17 protein-coding genes are annotated in these 18262 nt (G+C 70.9%); 11 read left to right on the top strand and 6 right to left on the bottom strand.

Features of this window, described 5'->3' with window-relative positions; genetic code table 11:
• The 4 genes from HUV06_RS15955 to HUV06_RS02925 form a co-directional block, all read right to left on the bottom strand.
• A partial coding sequence (locus HUV06_RS15955) for a glycosyltransferase family 4 protein (RefSeq protein ID WP_217433607.1) occupies positions 1 to 1219 on the bottom strand: 1219 nt, incomplete at its 3' end.
• Positions 1220 to 1254: 35 nt separating this feature from the next.
• Positions 1255 to 2541, bottom strand: coding sequence for a TIGR04295 family B12-binding domain-containing radical SAM protein (locus HUV06_RS02915; protein ID WP_174299775.1), 1287 nt, complete (start codon positions 2539 to 2541; stop codon positions 1255 to 1257).
• A 4-nt stretch (positions 2542 to 2545) separates the two neighbouring features.
• Entirely contained in the window at positions 2546 to 3625 is a 1080-nt protein-coding gene (locus HUV06_RS02920; protein WP_254600849.1) for an SDR family NAD(P)-dependent oxidoreductase, read from the bottom strand.
• A 26-nt stretch (positions 3626 to 3651) separates the two neighbouring features.
• A complete protein-coding gene (locus HUV06_RS02925; RefSeq protein WP_174299777.1) occupies positions 3652 to 4764 on the bottom strand; it encodes an NAD(P)-dependent oxidoreductase in 1113 nt (370 codons plus the stop codon).
• A 215-nt stretch (positions 4765 to 4979) separates the two neighbouring features.
• Between HUV06_RS02925 and HUV06_RS02930 the strand changes: the two genes are divergently transcribed.
• The 10 genes from HUV06_RS02930 (at position 4980) to HUV06_RS02970 (ending at position 13851) form a co-directional block, all read left to right on the top strand.
• The gene (locus HUV06_RS02930) at positions 4980 to 6104 is read left to right on the top strand and encodes an inositol-3-phosphate synthase (protein WP_254600850.1); all 1125 of its coding nucleotides are present in this window, start codon (positions 4980 to 4982) and stop codon (positions 6102 to 6104) included.
• The gene (locus HUV06_RS02935; protein WP_174299778.1) at positions 6101 to 6691 is read left to right on the top strand and encodes a histidine phosphatase family protein; all 591 of its coding nucleotides are present in this window, start codon (positions 6101 to 6103) and stop codon (positions 6689 to 6691) included. Before HUV06_RS02930 ends, HUV06_RS02935 begins: the two co-directional genes overlap by 4 nt.
• 59 nt (positions 6692 to 6750) lie before the next feature.
• A complete protein-coding gene (locus HUV06_RS02940) occupies positions 6751 to 7659 on the top strand; it encodes a beta-xylosidase (protein WP_174299779.1) in 909 nt (302 codons plus the stop codon).
• A 4-nt stretch (positions 7660 to 7663) separates the two neighbouring features.
• Complete coding sequence (locus HUV06_RS02945) at positions 7664 to 8173, top strand: dual specificity protein phosphatase family protein (protein ID WP_174299780.1); 510 nt, start codon at positions 7664 to 7666, stop codon at positions 8171 to 8173.
• A gap of 3 nt (positions 8174 to 8176) precedes the next feature.
• Positions 8177 to 9946 (top strand): hypothetical protein, encoded by a 1770-nt coding sequence (locus tag HUV06_RS02950; protein ID WP_174299781.1) that lies wholly within the window; start codon positions 8177 to 8179, stop codon positions 9944 to 9946.
• A 118-nt stretch (positions 9947 to 10064) separates the two neighbouring features.
• The gene (locus tag HUV06_RS02955) at positions 10065 to 11207 is read left to right on the top strand and encodes an AGE family epimerase/isomerase (RefSeq protein ID WP_174299782.1); all 1143 of its coding nucleotides are present in this window, start codon (positions 10065 to 10067) and stop codon (positions 11205 to 11207) included.
• Between the two features lie 89 nt (positions 11208 to 11296).
• Positions 11297 to 12613, top strand: a complete 1317-nt coding sequence (locus HUV06_RS02960) for a NupC/NupG family nucleoside CNT transporter (protein WP_174299783.1) — start codon at positions 11297 to 11299, stop codon at positions 12611 to 12613.
• On the top strand, positions 12610 to 13065 hold the full coding sequence (locus tag HUV06_RS02965) for a glutathione S-transferase N-terminal domain-containing protein (protein WP_371810966.1): 456 nt from the start codon (positions 12610 to 12612) through the stop codon (positions 13063 to 13065). The genes HUV06_RS02960 and HUV06_RS02965 overlap by 4 nt, the downstream gene beginning before the upstream one ends.
• Positions 12977 to 13231: a glutathione binding-like protein gene (locus HUV06_RS16575; RefSeq protein WP_371810967.1), complete on the top strand. Its 255-nt coding sequence runs from the start codon at positions 12977 to 12979 to the stop codon at positions 13229 to 13231. Before HUV06_RS02965 ends, HUV06_RS16575 begins: the two co-directional genes overlap by 89 nt.
• A gap of 65 nt (positions 13232 to 13296) precedes the next feature.
• Positions 13297 to 13851, top strand: coding sequence for a cytochrome b (locus HUV06_RS02970; RefSeq protein ID WP_174299784.1), 555 nt, complete (start codon positions 13297 to 13299; stop codon positions 13849 to 13851).
• Between the two features lie 158 nt (positions 13852 to 14009).
• Here the strand turns inward: HUV06_RS02970 and HUV06_RS02975 are convergent, their stop codons facing one another.
• Complete coding sequence (locus tag HUV06_RS02975) at positions 14010 to 15182, bottom strand: alpha-hydroxy-acid oxidizing protein (RefSeq protein WP_174299785.1); 1173 nt, start codon at positions 15180 to 15182, stop codon at positions 14010 to 14012.
• An 88-nt stretch (positions 15183 to 15270) separates the two neighbouring features.
• Here HUV06_RS02975 and HUV06_RS02980 point away from each other — a divergent pair, with 88 nt between their 5' ends.
• Positions 15271 to 16806, top strand: a complete 1536-nt coding sequence (locus tag HUV06_RS02980; RefSeq protein ID WP_174299786.1) for a class I adenylate-forming enzyme family protein — start codon at positions 15271 to 15273, stop codon at positions 16804 to 16806.
• Positions 16807 to 16931: 125 nt separating this feature from the next.
• On the opposite strand, the gene HUV06_RS02985 is transcribed toward HUV06_RS02980, so the two are convergent.
• Complete coding sequence (locus HUV06_RS02985) at positions 16932 to 18113, bottom strand: VWA domain-containing protein (protein ID WP_174299787.1); 1182 nt, start codon at positions 18111 to 18113, stop codon at positions 16932 to 16934.
• Positions 18114 to 18262 lie beyond the last annotated feature (149 nt).

Below are 18262 nucleotides of genomic sequence, written 5' to 3' on the forward strand. Positions count from 1 at the left end.
GCGTGGCCTCGGCCATGGCGGACGCGGTGTAGCGGGCGGCGCGGGCGTGGGCGGCTTCGCCGAGGCTTGCGCGCCGAGCCGGGTCCGTGGCGAGGGCGTCCAGGCGGGCGGTGAGGGTGGCGTCGTCGCCGGGCGGGAAGAAGACCGCTGCCCCCTCCCAGAGTTCGCGGAAGGTGGCGATGTCGGAGAGGGCGAGCGGACAGCCAGCCTGGGCCGCCTCCAGCACCGCCAAGCCGAAGGGCTCGTAGAGGGAGGGAGAGACGAAGATGGGGCGGGCGGCGAGGCGGGCGTCCAGGTCAGTCCCGGAGAGCGGGCCGAGGACGCGGATGTGTTGCAGCGCGACGCCCTGGCCGCCTGGACCCGCGATCGGGCCGGCGGCGGCGATGTCGATCCCGACCAGGCGGCCGCTGGCTCGATCCAGTGTGGCGAGGTCCTTACCCCCGTCCCACAGCCTGCCCGCGGCAAGCACCGCCTGCGAGCCACGGGTCGCGGCGCCGCCAAGCGCAGGAGGGTCGGCCAAGTCGCCGGGTCTTCTCTCCCCCTGCGCAGCGGGGGCAGGGGACGAGGCGAAGCCTGGTGGGGGAGGCGTCGCCGCGGCCGGCGTACCAACAGCCGGCGGGGATGCCCCCTCCGTGACGACGCTACGCGTCGCGCCACCTCCCTCGCTACGCAGGGAAGCAGGATGGAGGGGCGGCGTCCTGCCGTTGAGGACGACATGCGGAGCTTTGGACAGCCCGTAGGCTGTCTTGGTCGCTTCGGCGAAGGCGCGGCTGGGGGCGAGCAGGACGTCGGCGGCTGCGTAGCCCCGGGTGCTCAGGCGGGCGCGCCAGGCGAGGTCTGGAGGCAGCGGCGCGGCGCCCTTCACGGCCGACCACCAGGTGGCCACGCAGGAGTGGCAGGCGGCGAGGACCGGGACGGGAAGGGAATCGAAGGCCGCAAGAGCCGGGCTGTTCAGATGGATCAGGTGCGGACTCAGCTCGGCGACCAGCGCCGACAGGCGTGCGGCGGAGGCGGCGACCTCGGCCTCGTCGCCGGCGGTCCAGTCCAGCTCGCCGCCCAGTCCGCGCACCTCGAGGCCGGCGAGCGCCGCCTGTCGGCGCCGATCCTCGTCGGGCGCGGGACCGAGCACCGCCAAGGTGACGCGCAGCCCGGCCCGCACCAGCTCGCGGCCGAGGTCCAAGGCGTAGGTCCATACTCCGCCTACAGCGTCCGTGGTCATCAGGACGTGCGGTGCGCCCGCTGGTGGAGGACGGCTCACGCGCAGGCGGCTTCCAGCTCGGCCAAGGGGGCGGGGCGCTCGGCCTGGATGTCGCTGAAGCGGTCGAACTGCGTCAGGTAATGGGCGTGGGCGCGCTCCCAGGCCTGGTCGTCCGGCTCGCCCCAGAGCTTTCGGTAGTCGGGTGTGGACGGGTAGGGGTAGAGCGGCACCGGGTCGTTGGCCCAGACGCCGGCCGCCAACAGCTTCTCGCGCCAGGCGTCCACCAGGGCGGCCTCGCCGCCGTTGGCCTCGATCAGGTTGGCCTGGACGAAGGGCACGCTGCGGCGGGCGTGGATCAGGCGGTCGGCCAGCTCGTCGGTGGAGGCGCGGCACATCTTGTCGAGCGCGGCGCGCCCCTCGAAGGTCAGGCTCTCCACGCCCGCCTCGATGGACACGCAGCCGGCCGCGCCCAGCAGGTCGAGCATGTCGGGCTTCCAGAGGTCGATGCGGGTCTGCACGCCGAATTCGATGGCGCGCGCCTGCAGCGCCTCCAGCAGCGGGCGGTTGGGCAGGAAGATCTCGTCGACGAAGTAGAGGTAGCGCACCCCCTGGGCGATCAGGCCGTCCACCTCCTCCAGCAGGAGGGGCAAATCGCGCTTCCTGTAGGCGTCGCGGAAGTCGATCTTGGCGCAGAAGCTGCAGTGATAGGGGCAGCCCCGGGACGCCTCGACCTCAGCGCCAGGGCCGACGCCCTCGGTTCCGTAGCGATGGTGGTGGTGGGCGTGCCGCCGCAGCCATTCCGCCGGCCAGTGCAGCGCAGGCAGGTCGGTGAAGCGGCTGGCGTGGGCGGGGCCGGTCACCACCGTCGCGCCGTCCCGCTCGAAAGCGATGGCCGGCACGCTGTCCAGCGGCGGACGCGCGGCGAGGATGGCGACAATCTCCTCGCATTCGCCGCGCACGACGATGTCGCAGCCGAGCTTGCGGAGCGTCGGTCCGGGGGTGGACGAGCCGTGCGGGCCGACGGCCACGGTGGTCCCGCCGCGCCCGTCCAGCGCCAGCAGCACCTCGCGCGGGATGCGCAGCTCCGGCTGGGTGCAGCGCCAGAACAGGTAGGTGGGCGCGGTGGCGACCACGGTCAGGTCCGGCCCATAGGCCGCGACCTCGTCGGCCTGGGCGGCGATGGTGGCGGGGACGAGGTGGCCGTCGAAGATGCGCGCCTCGTGGCCCGCCCGCTCCAGCAGGGCCTGGGCGTAGCCGAGCTCCAGCGGCAGGTGCGGCTCCCGGCAGCCGAAATAGGTGCTGTGCTCGAAGCTCCAGGGCGGGTTGACGAGAGCTACGCGCATGGAGTCACTGGGCCGTTTCTGCGACGCGGTCGGCCAACTTGACCCCACGCGCCCCGGCCAGCCAGGCGGCGAGCTCCGCCACGCCCTCGCGCCATCCCCGTGCAGGCTTCAGCCCCAGCTCGGCCATGGCCCGTCGGTTGTCGGCCACGAAGTAGCGCTGGTCGCCCGCTCGCCAGTCGGAGAAGTCCAGCAGCACCGGCCGGCCGACCAGCGTCTCGATGTGGGCCAGCAGCCGGCGCAGGCTGACGGCGTTTGCGGGACCGCCTCCGAGGTTGAAGGCGCGCCCGCCCACGCGCCCGATGTCGCGCCAGACCGCCATGTAGGCCTCCACCGCATCCTCCACGTGCAAGATGTCGCGCACCTGGCGCCCGTCGCCGTAGATGCTGATCGGCTCGCCCGCCAGCGCGCGGATCAGGAAGTGGGCCACCCAGCCCTGGTCCTCCGTGCCCATCTGGCGGGGACCGTAGATGCAGCTCATCCGCAGCACCGCGGTCGGGAGGCCGAAGCTCCGGGCGTAGTCCAGCACGTACTGGTCCGCCGCCCCCTTGGAGCAGCCGTAGGGGGTGTGGAAGTCCAGGGGCCGGGCTTCGGACACCCCGTAGCGGCGCACCCCCGGATCGGCCGGAGCGTAGGCGCCGTCCTCCAGCCGCATCTCCAGGTCGTCGAGGTCGCCGTACACCTTGTTGGTGGAGGCGAAGACCACAGGCGTCGTCCCGCCCGCCGCGCGCAGGCTCTCCAGCAGCGACAGGGTGGCGCGCACGTTGACGTCGAAGTCCTCCACCGGGGCGGTAAGGCTGGTGGTGACCGCCACCTGGGCCGCCAGGTGGAACACCGCGCTGGCGTCATGGGCCACGGCGTCCAGCGAAGACGCGTCACGCACGTCCGCGATCACCGCGGATATACGCTGCGGGTGCCGGCGCGTCAGCCAGTCCAGGTTCTGTTCGACGCCGGCCCGGGCCAGGGCGTCATAGACCACCACGTCGTGGCCTTCGCGCGCCAGCCGGTCGGCCAGGTTGCAGCCGATGAAGCCCGCCCCGCCGGTGACCAGCACCGGGCGGACGGACCTGATCGCGGGAGCGGACACGTTGGGGTCCGAGACGCTCTCAGCGCTCATGCCACCAGGCCCCGGACTTCCAGTTCGCGCCGCGCCTCGCCGACGCGATCGGTCGCTTCCTGGCGGGCCACCCATTCCGCCAGTTCCGCCAGGCCGGCGTCGAAGTCCTGCCGGGGCGTGTAACCGAGCTGTTGGCGAGCCTTGGAGATGTCGGGAATGCAGTGGCGGATGTCGCCGACGCGGGTCTTGCCGGTCACTTCCGGCGCCACGCCGGGGCGGCCCATGGCGCGGGCCACCGCTTCCGCCACCTGGTTGACGGTCTTCTCCTCCCCACCGCCGATGTTGAACACCTCTCCGTCCGCCGCGTCCTGCTCGAGAGCCAGGGCGAAGGCCTCGGCCACATCGCCGACATGGACGAAGTCGCGGCGCTGTTCGCCGTCCTCGAAGACCATGGGCGGCTGGCCATTGGCGATGCGCGAGGAGAAGATGGCGAGCACCCCGGTATAGGGGTTGGAGAGCGCCTGGCCCGGGCCGTAGACGTTCCAGAGCCGCAGCGCCGAACAGGCCATGCCATAGGCCGGGGCCACGGTGAGGGTGAGCCGCTCCTGCACGTATTTTCCAAGCGCATAGACGGAGGCGAGCGCCGGCCGCTTGCCCTCCGGCGTCGGCATGGGGACCAGCGGGCGGCCCTCGGCGTCGACGGGGTCCCAGCCGCCGTCGCGCGCGCGGCCAGCCCGCACGACCTCCTCGTACAGCCGCCCGTCGAGGTCCCGGTACAGCCCCTCGCCGTAGATGCTCATGGACGAGGCCGTGACGATCTTGCGGACGGGCCTGTCGATCAGCTGCTGCAACAGCACGGCGGTGCCGTAGTCGTTGACGGAGGTGTAGCGGTCCACCGCATACATGCTCTGGCCCACGCCCACCTCCGCGGCGAGATGGATGACGCTGTCGCAGCCCTTCAGCGCCGTGATCAGCGTGCTCTCGTCGCGGATGTCGCCGATGACCAGTTCCGCATCGGCCGCAAGCTCGGCAGGGCGGCCGCGCCCCTGGTGCACCTGCTCGATCAGCGCGTCGAGGACGCGGACGCGATGGCCCCGGGCCAGCAGCGCCTCGGACACGTGCCGACCTATGAAGCCGGCGCCGCCGGTGATCAGGACGGTTTCCCCCAATGTGCTCCCCCCTCGCGCCGACGACCGGTGGCGGACCCTGCCCCTGCAGCCGGCCAGACCCAGCCCCGCCTCATCATCTAAGTTCCCGTTGGAACCCGAAGCGGGGCCGGGGTCAAGCCATTCAGAGCTTCCTAAGGCGTCAGCAGCGAAATGGGTTTCCCAAGCCGCGGCAATAGCGTCTAAGCTACAAAGCTTCGAGTTGAACCGGGCGCGTAATGGACGGAACTCTGCCGATCGGCCGCAAAACGGTGCGCCTGGGGATCGTGGGCGTGGGCAACTGCGCTTCCTCGCTGGTGCAGGGCTTGAGTTTCTACGGCTCCACGCAATCGAACGCGCCCGTGCCCGGGCTGATGCACCTGGAGCTTGGCGGCTACCACGTCGGTGATATCGAGGTGGCGTCGGCCTTCGACGTGACCGCCCCCAAGGTCGGTTGTGACGTGGCGGAGGCGATCTTCGCAGTTCCCAACAACACCCACACCTTCGCCCAACCGCCCCGGACAGGGGTCACGGTTCAGCGCGGCCCGACGCTCGATGGCATTGGCAAGTACGTGCGCGACAACGCCGCGGACTCCGATGCGCCGGTGGTGGACGTGGCCGAGGCGCTGCGCCGATCGGGCACCGAGGTGGTGGTCTCCTATCTGCCCGTGGGCTCTCAGGCGGCGACGGAATACTACGCCGAGGCGGCGCTGAAGGCCGGCTGCGCCTTCGTCAACTGCGTGCCGGTGTTCATCGCCTCCGACCCCGTCTGGCGAGGCCGGTTCGAGACCGCCGGCCTGCCGATCGTGGGCGACGACATCAAGAGCCAGGTGGGCGCCACCATCGTCCACCGCATGCTCGCCAACCTGTTCCGCGAGCGCGGCGTGCGGCTGGACCGGACCTACCAGCTCAATGTCGGCGGCAATTCCGACTTCCAGAACATGCTGGAGCGGGAGCGGCTGGAGTCGAAGAAGATCTCCAAGACCCAGGCCGTCACCAGCCAGCTCGGCGAGCCGCTGCCGGCGGGCGACGTGCACGTGGGGCCGTCGGACTTCGTGCCTTGGCTCACCGACCGCAAGTTCGCCTTCATCCGGCTGGAGGGCACCACCTTCGGCGGCGTGCCGCTGAACTGCGAGCTGAAGCTCGAGGTCTGGGACAGCCCCAACTCCGCCGGCGTGGTGATCGACGCGGTACGCTGCGCCAAGCTGGCGCTCGACCGCGGCATCGGCGGCGCGCTGACCGGGCCGTCCTCCTACTTCATGAAGTCGCCTCCCACACAGTTCACCGACGAGGAGGCGCGTGAGCGGACCGAGAGCTTCGTCGCCGGCGAGGGGGTCGCCGAAGGCGCCGGCGTCGGGGAGTGACGACCACCTTCCACCTCGTGCGCCACGGCAGCCACGACCGCCTCGACCGCACCCTCTGCGGTCGCATGGACGGTGTGCGCCTCGGTACCGCCGGACAGAAGGAGGCGCAGGGCGCAGCGGAGCGGCTGGCCGGCGACGATCTGGCGGCCGTGGTCAGCAGCCCGCTGGAGCGATGCCGCCAGACGGCCGACGCCGTAGCCGAGGGCCACGGCCTGCCGGTCGAGACGGACGCCGCCTTCGTAGAGCTCGACTTCGGCGAGTGGACCGGCCTGTCCTTCACCGAGCTGGAGGCCGATCCGCGCTGGGAGCCTTGGAACAGCCGTCGCAGCCTGAACCGGCCGCCCGGCGGCGAAAGCCTGGGCGAGGCGCAGATGCGCAGCGTACGGGGCCTGGAGCAGCTCCGCGCCCGCCATCCCGGACAGGCGGTCGCGGTCGTCACGCACAGCGACATCATCAAGGCCCTCGCCGCGCACGTCCTGGGCCTGAACCTCGACCTGTACCATCGCTTCGACGTCGACCCGGCCTCCATCACCACCCTGGCGCTGGGGGACTGGGGCGCGAAGCTGATCCGCCTCAACCTCCGCTAAGCCCGAACTCCGCTAAGCCCGAACTCCGCTAAATCTGGCGTCAGAAAGGACCCCGCCCTGTGATCGAAGCGGCGATGATCTGGAACGAACCCAACAACAAGTCGCATTGGGACCCGGAGGTCGACCCGGACTGGTCTCGCTTCGGCGAGCTGGTGACCCGCGCAGGCTCGGCGATCCGCTCAGCCAACCCACAGCTGCCGCGAGTGCTTGGCGGCATGTCGCCGATCGACCCGGACTTCCTCCGCAAGCTTGAGCGCTACGGCGCCATGAACGCCCTGGACGCGGTGGCCGTGCACGGCTTCCCGCTGGACTGGAACCTGTGGTCCATCAATGACTGGCCGGCCAAGCTGGCGGAAATCACCTCCGTCACCCATAAGCCCGTCTGGGTCAGCGAGGTGGGGGTCTCCTCCTTCGGGGCCGAGGAGGTGCAGGCCTGGGGCCTGACCCGCACCGCCGAGCTGCTGCACGGCCGCTCCCCTCGGGTGCACTGGTACTCGCTCTACGACCTGCCCCGAGCCTGGGAGGCCACCACCCGCCACAAGGAGGCGGAAGGCAGCTCCTACTATCGCCACTTCTACATGGGTCTGCTGCGCGAGGACGGCGCGCCCAAGCTGGCGCTGGAGGCCTACCGGCCCCATGCGGGTTGGATGGGCCTGTGCCAGTGGTTCCACTTCCAGGACCATCGGCTGGACGAGGCTGTGGGCTGGATGAAGGAACTGGGCGTCACCTACCTGCGCACGGGCCTGTCCTGGGCCGACAGCTTCCGACCCGGCGCCCTGGACTGGTTCGACCGTCAGATGGAGGCGCTGTCAGGCTTCGACGTCACCGTCACCTTCTGCTTCACGCCCGAGCACCTGGGCGTCGCGCCCCACCACAGCAGCGCCCCCGAGCGACCTGAGGACTTCGCCGAGTTCTGCGCCGCCATGGTGGAGCGCTACGCCCCGGCCCGCGCTGTCGCTGCAGCCTGACCAGGTGAGCCCGACCGCCCTTGCGGGGTTGGACCTGGACTGGGTCACGCCCGGCCTGGCGGTGGGCGGCGCGTTCCCGACGTCGGCCATCCCGACCCTGGCGGCTGGGGGCGTGGGCGCCGTGATCGACTTGCGCAGCGAGGCCAAGGACGATGCGGCCGGGCTTGCCCGAGCGGGTATCGCGTTGCTGCACCTGCCGACGCAGGACCATTGCGCGTTGAGCCAGCGGGACATGGACGCCGGCGTCGCCTTCGCTCTGCCCAGGCTCGGCGACGGCGGGGTGCTGGTCCACTGTCGCGAAGGGATCGGCCGTTCGGTGACGCTCTGTCTATGCATCCTGACGGCGACAGGCATGACGCCGCTGCAGGCCATGCGGACGATCAAGGCGGCGCGCGTCTGGGCGTCCCCGAGTCCACCCCAGTTCGACGCCTTCGCCACCTGGCTGGGACGGCGCGGCATCGAGGCTCCGCCCTTCCAGGCGCTCGCCGCCATCGCCTACAGCCACCTGGGCTGAGCCGTGCTGGTCTACGGCGACCAGGTCCGCATCGCCGACCCGCGCCAGGTCCTGGCCGGGCTGCGCCATGGTTTGCAGACCCTGGACACGGTCGGGCCGCCTGTGGAGCGTCACTCCCGCCTGGCCAGCCTCTTCATTTCCGCCGGCGAGCTGGCCCAAGGCCTCGCAGACGCCGCCTCCGCCGGCCAGGGCGGCGACGGCCCAAGTGCTGAGGAAGACGCTGCGATCGCACTCGTCATGGCGCTGGCCAGCGCGACGCTCGACTCCTGGCGGGCCTTGGGAGAGGAGACTGTCGCGCCAGCGGTCGAGAAGGTCGCGCTCCGAGACGCCCTGACCTGCGTCGAAGGACTGCCCCTGCCCGCCGAGGTGGAGCTGAAGACCGCCGAGGGCTATGCCTTCTACGCCCTCTACCCGGAGGCCTACGCCGAGGCGGCCCTTCAGCTCCCGTCCTGCGGCGAGCATCGGGTAATCGGCATCCGCAGCATCGGCTCAGGCCTCGCAGCCGTGGTGGCTGCAACGCTTGGCGCTGGCCGGCCCACGACGGTGCGCCCCGTCGGACATCCCTTCCAGCGCCGCCTGCAGCTTACCTCCCGCTTGGAAACCAGCCTGAAGGCGAGCGCCAAGAGCCGGTTCATCGTCGTGGACGAGGGGCCTGGCCTGTCGGGAAGTTCCTTCGGCGCAGTCGCCGACGCGCTGGAGGGCCTGGGGGCGGCTCCGCCCCGGATCACCTTCTTGCCCGGCCACGGCGGCGAGCTCGGTTCGAAGGCGAGCGAGGCGCATCGCGCCCGGTGGGCCACGGCTGAGCGCCCCTGCGTGAGCTTCGATACCCTCGTCCTGCGCGCCGAGGCGCCCGGGCACAGGCTGCAGTCCTGGTTCGCGGACCTGACGGGCGGGGAAGACGCGTCCCTGATCGAGGTCTCCGGAGGCGCCTGGCGAGCGCACCGCTATGCGGAAGAGGCCGCCTGGCCCGCTTCCAACACCCACCAGGAGCGGCGCAAGTTCCTCCTGCGGGGTCCGGCAGGAACCTGGCTGCTGAAGTTCGTGGGCCTGGGCGCTGCGGGCGAGCGCGCCTTCGCCCAGGCCCAGGCCCTGGCGGGCGCAGGCTTTGCGCCCCAGGCCAGCGCGCTGCGCTACGGCTTCCTCGCCCAGCCCTGGCTGGCGGACACCCGTCCCCTGCAGCTCCGCCCTGAGGATCGGCACGCCTTCGTCCGGCGGCTGGGCGACTATCTCGGCTGGCGGGCGGAGCATCTGCCGGCTCCCGATCGCGCCGGCGCATCCTTGACGACCCTGCTGGAGATGGCGCGCGTCAACGTCGCCGAATCCCTGGGCGGGGCGGCCGCGAGGTCCCCCGCCTTGGCGGAGGCCCTCTGGACGTCGGCGACGCCGCTCCGTCGCGTCTGGACGGACAATCGGCTGCACGCCCACGAGTGGCTGGAGCAGGGCGAGGGCGGCTGGCTCAAGGCCGACGGGGTGGATCATGCAGCCGCACACGACCTGATCGGCGCCCAGGACATCGCCTGGGATCTCGCCGCCGCAAGATCGGAGTTCGAGCTGGAGGTGTCCGAGGCGGCGCTCCTTCTGGCCATCGTGCGGGAGCGGGCGGAGGTCGATCCCGACCTGGTCGCCTTGCTTGAACCCATCTACCTGGCCTTCCAGCTGGGGGTCTACACCCTGGCGGCAGAAGCTCATGGCGCCTGGCCCCAGGAACGCGTGCGCCTCCAGCGCATGGGCGCGGCCTACCGGCGCCGCTTGTCCAGGCGGCTATTCGAATGAAGCTCGCGGCGCCCGGACCACGCGCCGCAGTGACGTCGGCCATCGCGCCTTGATCCCGCGTCCAAGCTCGCCGAAGACGGGGCCCGAAGCGACGGTGACGGGTGGAGGCGGCGAATACATGGCGGAAACGACTCTCGGCGCGCTCTCGATGGCTTGGAAGCGATGGCTGTTCGACGATGCGCTCCCGCTCTGGGCCTCCGCCGGCGTCAACCCGGCCACCGGAGCCTTCGAGGAGGCGATCGGGTGGGACGGCGCGTTCGTGCCGGCGCCCCTGCGCGCCCGGGTCCAGGCGCGACAGGTCTACGTCTTCGCCACCGCCGGCGCCCTGGGCTGGCCGGGTCCCTGGCGGGAGCGGCTGCAGGGCGGCCTCGACTTCATCGCCCATTATCGTCGCCCGGACGGTCTATACCGGACCAAGGTGGATCGAGCTGGTTCGCCGGTCGACGACACCCCGGTCCTCTACGACCAGGCCTTCTTCCTGTTCGCCGCGGCCGCAGCCGCACGCCTCGCTCCGGCGCAGGAGGCGGCGCTGGAAGCAGACGCCCTCGCCCACCTGAACGCGGTGGAGCGTCACTTCCGCCACCCGAGCGGTGGCTTCTGGGAGGCCGACGCTGATCGTCCGTTCCAGTCCAACGCGCACATGCACCTTCTCGAGGCGATGCTCGCCTGGGAGGAGCTCACCGGACGCCCACGCTGGCGCGACGCGGCCGATCGCATCGTCGAGCTGTGCCTGGACCGCTTCATCGACCGCCAGAGCGGCGCGCTGCGAGAGTTTTTCGACGCGATCTGGTCGCCGGCGCCGGGCGAGCTCGGCCGGATCGTCGAGCCCGGCCACCAGTTTGAATGGGCCTGGCTGCTGAAGCGCTGGGCCGACAAGCGCGGTCACGCCGAGGCCGTGACCGCCGCCCGCCGGCTGTTCGAGATCGGCGTCACCCACGGTGTCGATGCCGCGCGCGGCGTGGCCTTCAACGCGCTGGACGATGGGCTCGCCCCCCTCGATCCCGTCGCCCGTCTGTGGCCGCAGACCGAACGCGTCAAGGCCGCCCTGAGCCTGGCCGGAGACGATCGCGACGCCCAGGTCGCCGCCGCCTGCGCCGGCCTGCAGCGCTACATCAAGGCCGCGCCGCGCGGCCTCTGGCGCGACCGGCTGAAGCCCGACGACGCCTTCGTGGATGAGCCCGCCCCGGCCAGCTCCTTCTACCATATCGTCTGCGCGCTCAACGAGCTGTTCGCCGCTGCAGACGCCTTCTCCAGCCCCTGAGCCCTTGCCGTCGGAGGTCTAGGCGGCGCCCCGTCGCCTTGCCAGGAGCGCCACGTTCATGGTGCAACCTGCCAAGGCGGGGTTTGGGCATGTACGGGTGGCGCAACGCACAGAGCCTCGTGGGCCTCGCCCTGACCATCGGCCTGTGCTGGGCCGTGTCGGAGGACCGGCGGCGTTTCCCTGTCCGGCTGGCGGTCGGCGCCCTCGGCGTCCAGCTCGGCCTGGTGCTGCTGCTGTTCGGGTTTGCTCCGGCTCAGGGCCTGCTGCAGGGCGTAGGTGCAGGCGTGGACGCCCTGGCGGGCTCCACCCAGGCGGGCACGCAGTTCGTGTTCGGCTATCTGGCCGGCGGCGACCAGCCCTTTCCCATCAACAACGCTCAGCCCTTGTATCTGTTGGGCTTTCGGGTGCTGCCGGTGATCCTGGTGATCTGCGCCCTGGCGGCGCTGCTGTGGCACTGGGGCGTGCTGCGGGTGGTCACGCGGGCTTTCGGCTTCGTGTTCCAGAAGACGCTGGGCCTGCGCGGCGCCCCGGCCCTGGGGACCGCCGCCACCATCTTCCTCGGCCAGGTGGAGGGCCCGATGTTCGTGCGCGCCTACCTCGGCGCCCTGACCCGCTCGGAGCTGTTCACCCTGATGGCGGTGGGGCTGAGCTGCGTGTCCGGCTCCACCATGGTGGCCTACGCCACCCTGCTGAAGGGCACGCTGCCCCACGCCGCCGCCCACGTGCTCACCGCCTCGCTGATCTCCGCCCCCGCCGGCGTCCTGCTGGCCCGCATCCTGGTGCCGCCGAAGCCCGGCGAGGAGGCGGAGCGGGGCGACTACGGGACAGACCGCCGCTACGACAGCTCCACCGACGCCCTGATCCGCGGGATCGGCGACGGACTGCAGGTGGCGCTAAACGTGGGCGCGAGCCTGATCGTGTTCGTGGCCCTGGTGTCGCTCTGCGACCGCATCCTGGGCCTCTTGCCGCCCATAGGCCGCCATCCGGTGACGGTGGAGGGCATGCTCGGCGTGCTCTTCACCCCGCTCGCCTGGGCCATCGGCGCGCCGGCCAACGAGGCGGCCGCAGCGGGTCGGCTGCTGGGCGTCAAGCTGGTGCTGACCGAGTTCTCCGCCTTCATCCAGCTTGGACAGACGCCGGTCGGCGTGATCTCCGGCCATACCCGCATGGTGCTGACCTACGCCATCTGCGGCTTCGCCAACATCGCCTCGGTGGGCATCACCGCCTCAGGCTTCGCGGTGCTCGCGCCCGAGCGGCGGCAAGAGGTGTTCGGCATGGTGTGGAAGGCGCTGATGGCCGGCTTCCTGGCCACCTGCATGACGGCGTCTATGGTCGGCGCCTTGCCCGACGCCCTGTTCGGCCTACAACCGGGGCCCGCCTCGGCCTCGGCAAGTTCCCGCCCATGAAGCTCTACAGCGACGCGTACGCGCCCAATCCGCGCCGCGTGCTGTGGCTGATGGCGGAGAAGGGGATCGCCGACATCGAGGTGGTCCACGTCGACCTCGCCGGCGGCGCCCACCGGGCCCCCCGGTTCCTCGACATGGCTGGCGTCTCCGCCGTCCCCCAGCTCGAACTCGACGACGGCGAGGTGCTGGGCGAGTCGCTGGCCATCTGCCGCTACCTGGAGAGCCTCTATCCCAAGCCGAACCTGTTCGGCCGCGATCCGCTGGAGACCGCCCGCATAGAGGCCTGGACCCGCCCGGGCCGAGCTGATGTTCGCTACCCCCCTGATGCACGCGGTGCGTTACGGCCACCCGGCGCTGGCGGCCGTGGAGCCCAACCAGTCCCCCGAGCGCGCCGCCACCGCACGGGCGACGGCCGATGCAGCGCTTCCCCTGTTCGAGCGCCAGCTGGATAGGCGCGCTTGGCTTTGCGGTGACCGGCTGACCATTACCGATATCGTGGCGGGCTCGGGCCTCGGCTTCGGGCGGATGATCGCCTACCAAGTGGGCGAGGCCTATCCCAACCTGCAGCGCTGGGCCAAGGCGGCCATGGCCCGGCCGGGGGCCAAGCCGAAGCGTTGAGCCGCTTGCCCCAACGCAAGCTCCGTGCAGGAATGCAGAGGCCACAGCGCAAGGAGTCGCCCGCGATGCAGCCCCGCTACTCCAACCTGAACCAGGCGCTGCACTGGATCACCGCCGCCTGCATGCTGGCCATCCTGCCGCTGGCCTGGGTGATGACCAATGCGGCGGAGAAGACTCCGCACCTCTCGTCCATGTACAACTGGCACAAGACGCTGGGCACGATCGTGCTGTTCGTGACGATCTTCCGCCTGGTCTGGCGCTTCATCGACAAGCCGCCGCCCTACGCCCAGCATCTGGCCAAATGGGACAAGGGGTTGTCGCACGCCACTCTGTGGCTGCTCTACGCCGTGCTGCTGTGGATGCCGACGACGGGTTTCATCATGGCTGAGTCCGAGGGCCACCCCACCAAGATATTCGACCTGATCCCCACGCCCCAGCTCTGGCCGGTGAACAAGGCGCTGGCCGACCAGTTCGGCTACCTGCATGCGCTGGGCCAGTGGGCGGTCTACGGGCTGATCCTGCTGCACGTGGCCGGTGTCGCCTTCCACCTGATCTGGGGCCGCGACGGGGTGACCGGCCGCATGCTTCCCCCTTACGCCACCGAGCCGCCCGCTGTGTAAGGGCGTCGCAGCGCACTGCCGCCGGCGCACTCAAAGTGGGTCGTTCCGGCGCGTTCGATCCCCGGAAATTGATCTGCCTTTGTCGTGCTTTTCGCCGGCCTTTTCCCGCTTTTCGAACCTTCTTGTAGTCGGGGACACGTCAGGGTGAGGGGGCGCGCTCACATCCCCACCGTCTCCCGCCCGAGCGCCGCCACGTCCGACACGCCCGCCAGGCCCATGGCCAGGTCGAGTTCGCCGATCATGTTGTCGATCACGGCGGCCACGCCCGCCTCGCCATCCACGGCCAGCCCCCACAGGTAGGGGCGGCCCAGCAGCACCGCTCGTGCGCCGAGCGCCAGCGCCTTGAGGATGTCGGCGCCGCTGCGCACGCCGCTGTCGAACAGTACCGGCATCGGGCCCGCAGCGTCCACGCAGGCGGCGAGCTGGGCGGCGGAGCCCACCGCGCCGTCCACCTGGCGGCCGCCGTGATTAGAGACGACGATGGCGTCCCAGCCGGCCTCGGCCGCCATCCGGGCGTCGGCGGGGTGCTGCACGCCCTTCAGCACCACCGGCAGTCGGGTCCAGTCGCGGATGCGCTGCAGCCGCTCCCAGTCGAGCGTCGGGTCGGAATAGATGGTGGCGAACAGGCGGCAGGCAGCGGCCACGTCCTCTTCCGGCGGCCGGGCCAGCATGGTGCGGAACACGGGGTCGGAGGTGTACTGGGCCAGGCCCTGGCCGGTCTGGAAGGGCAGGAAGCCGTGGTCCAGGTCCACCGGGCGCCAGCCCAGCATGGTGGTGTCCAGCGTGATGACGATGGCCTCGCAGCCGCAGGCCTCCGCCCGCTGCACCAGGGAGCGGGCCAGATCGTCGGACCGGGTCCAGTAGAGCTGGAACCAGCGCGGGCCCTCGCCCATGGCGGCGGCGCAGGTCTCCATGTCCACCGAGGCCTGGTTGGAGAAGACCATGGGCACGCCCCGGGACGCCGCGGCCCTGGCGGTGGCGAGGTCGCCCTCGGGGTGGCAGAGGTCCTGCACGCCCACAGGCCCGAGCAGCAGCGGCGCGGGCAGGCGGCGGCCGAACAGCTCCATGCCCAGGTTGCGCGCGCCGACGTTCCTCAGCATGCGCGGCACGATCCGCACCGCGTCCAGCGCCTCGCGGTTGGCCCGCAGCGTCGCCTCCGCGCCCGAGGCCCGCAGGTAGCCGAAGCCCTCCGGCGACATCGCGGCCTCCGCCGCCTGCTCCAGGGCCGATATTTGAAACGGGGTGCGCGCGCGCTGGCCCCGCGCCCCGGCCTCATAGGTCTTGGCGAGCCGTACCTGGCCGGGGCCTGCGTGTCGCGACTGGGTCTGCACGGTCGTCTCCCAGGGCGCGCCCGGACGGCGATCCCTGGACGGGTTCTAGGTCAAAGGCCTATGAGGCTCCAGTGCGTAAGGAGCATCGATGACGGCCGGGGAGCGCCTGCAGCAGCCGTTCGGGACCCTGCCGGACCTGGTCCGCGCCCACGCCGCCGAGCGGCCGGAGCGGCTGGCGGTGATCGGCCTGGGCTCGGCCCTGACATACCGCGATTTCGACGAAGCCATTGACCGGGTCGCCGCCGCCCTGCAGCGCGATGGGTTGAAGCCCGGAGACGTAGCGGCGGTCTGCGCGAGCGCCTCGTCGGCCTATGCCACCGTCTTCCTGGGCATCCTGCGCGCCGGGGTCACGGTCTCGCCGCTGGCCCCCGGCTCCACGGCGGAGAGCCTGGCCGGCATGGTGGAGGACTGCGCCGCGCGCATCCTGTTCCTGGACCGCGAGGTGGCCGCAGCCCTGGCGCCTGTGGCGGATCGCCTGCCGGCGCTGCGCGTCGCGCTCGACGGGTCCGACGCCGCCCGCCCGTTCGAGACCTGGATGGCTGAGCCGGGCTCGCCGGTCGCGCCCGTCACGGTGCAGCCGAAGGGCGCGTTCAACATCATCTACTCGTCCGGCACCACGGGCCGGCCCAAGGGCATCGTGCAGCCCAACAGCCTGCGCTGGGCTCAGTTCAACCGCGCCGCCTATACGGCGGAGACGGTGAGCCTGGTGTCCACGCCGCTCTACTCCAACACCACCCTGGTCAGCTTCCTGCCGACGCTGGCCAACGGCGGCGCGGTGGTGCTGCTGCCCAAGTTCGACGCGGGCGAGTTCCTTGCGCTAGCGGAGCGCCACCGCGTCACCCACGCCATGCTGGTGCCGGTGCAGTACCGCCGGCTGATGCAGCACCGGGATTTCGACGCCTACGACCTGTCGAGCTTCGTCATCAAGTATTCCACCAGCGCGCCCTTCCCTGCGGAGCTGAAGGCCGAGGTGCTGCGGCGCTGGCCGGGCGGCTTGGTGGAGTTCTACGGCATGACCGAGGGCGGCGGCTCCTGCGCCCTGCTGGCCCACGAGCATCCCGACAAGCTCTCCACCGTGGGCAAGCCCATGGAGGGGCACGACGTGCGCCTAATCGACGAGCAGGGCCGCGAGGTGGCGGCGGGGGAGGCCGGCGAGGTGGTCGGCCGCTCGCCCGCGATGATGAAGGGCTACCACAACCAGCTCGACAAGACGCGCGAGGCGGAGTGGATGTCGCCGGAGGGCCTGCGCTTCATCCGCACCGGCGATGTTGGCCGCTTCGACGCCGACGGCTTCCTGACCCTGATCGACCGTCGCAAGGACATGATCATCTCCGGCGGCTTCAACATCTATCCGAGCGACCTGGAGGCCGAGCTGACGGCCCACCCGGAGGTGGTGGAGGCCTCGGTGTTCGGGGTGGCCTCCGAGACTTGGGGCGAGACGCCGGTGGCCGCCGTAGTGCTGAAGCCCGGCGCGGAGCTATCTGCGGCGGAGCTTCGCGTCTGGGTCAACGGCCGCGTCGGCAAGACTCAGCGCCTCACCGAACTGCACCTCGTCGACGCCCTGCCTCGCAGCGCCATCGGCAAGGTGCTGAAGCGCGAACTAAGGGAGATGTTCTCGGCCTAGATCCTCCCCCTTTGGGGAGGGGAGCCAAGCGCAGCTTGGTGGAGGGGGGCAGCGCCGCCGCTTCGCGCTGGCCCCCACAGTCGGCTGCGCCGACAACTCTCCCAGAGGGGGAGCATCCATCGGTCTCATCGCGACAGGGCGCGCGTCATGCGGTCCAGGCCGTCGAGCGTCATGGGATACATCCGCTCCTCCAGCAGCTGGCGGAGGATGGCGGTGGACTGGCTGTAGCCCCAGGCGGGCTCGGGCGTGGGGTTGAGCCAAGCCACGCGGCGGAAGTGGCCGGTGAGCCGCTCCATCCAGGCCGCCCCGCTCTCCGGGTTCCAGTGCTCCACCGCGCCGCCGGGCTGGACGATCTCGTAAGGGCTCATGGCCGCGTCGCCCACGAAGATCAGCCGGTAGTCCGGGCCGAAGGTGCGCAGCACGTCGGCGGTGGGCGTCTGCTCGGTCCGCCTACGGGCGTTAGACTTCCACACGCCCTCATAGACGCAGTTGTGGAAGTAGAAGTATTCCAGGTGTTTGAACTCCGACCGCGCGGCCGAGAAAAGTTCTTCGGACGCACGGACGTGGTCGTCCATGGAGCCGCCCACGTCGAGAAACAGCAGCACCTTCATGGCGTTGCGCCGCTCGGGCGCGAACTTCAGGTCCAGCGTGCCGGCGTTCTGGGCGGTGGCGCGGATGGTGCCGTCCAGGTTCAGCTCCTCCGCCGCCCCCTCGCGCGCGAAGCGGCGAAGCTTCCTGAGCGCCAGCTTCAGGGTGCGGGTGTTCAGCTCCACCCCGTCGTCGAGGTCGCGGAACTCGCGGCGGTCCCAGACCTTGACCGCGCGCCTGTGGCGGGACTTGTCCTGGCCGATCCGGACGCCTTCGGGGTTGTAGCCGTAGGCGCCGAAGGGCGAGGTTCCAGCCGTCCCGATCCATTTGCTACCGCCCTGGTGGCGCTCCTTCTGTTCCTCCAGCCGCTGGCGCAGCGTCTCCATCAGCTTGTCGAAGCCGCCCAGCGCCTCCACGGCCGCCATCTCCTCAGGGCTCAGCGTCTTCTCGGCCAGCTTCCGCAGCCACTCCTCGGGGATGTCGGTGGTCAGGTCCTCGCCCGAGACCGCCTCGAGACCCTTGAAGTGCTGGGCGAACACCCGGTCGTAGCGGTCAAACCAGCGCTCGTCCTTCACCAGGGCGGAGCGGGCAAGGAAGTAGAAGTCCTCCACGCTGTAGTCGGCGACCCCCGCCTGCATCGCGCCGAGCAGCGACAGGTGCTCGGTGATGGAAACCGGGACGCCGGACTTGCGCAGGCCTTCGATGAAGCCGGTGAACATCTACTCTCCCTCCCCGCTTGATGGGGGAAGGGCTGGGGATGCGGGTCGACGACGGCGCCGTTCAAAGGTTGCCTCCAGGCTTGACGCCCTTTCTGAGCAGGGCGCCGCCGTCCACCCCCATCCCTGCCCTTCCCCCATCAAGGGGGAAG

The organism is Caulobacter sp. S45 (assembly GCF_903642205.1).
Lineage (GTDB): Bacteria > Pseudomonadota > Alphaproteobacteria > Caulobacterales > Caulobacteraceae > CAHJWH01.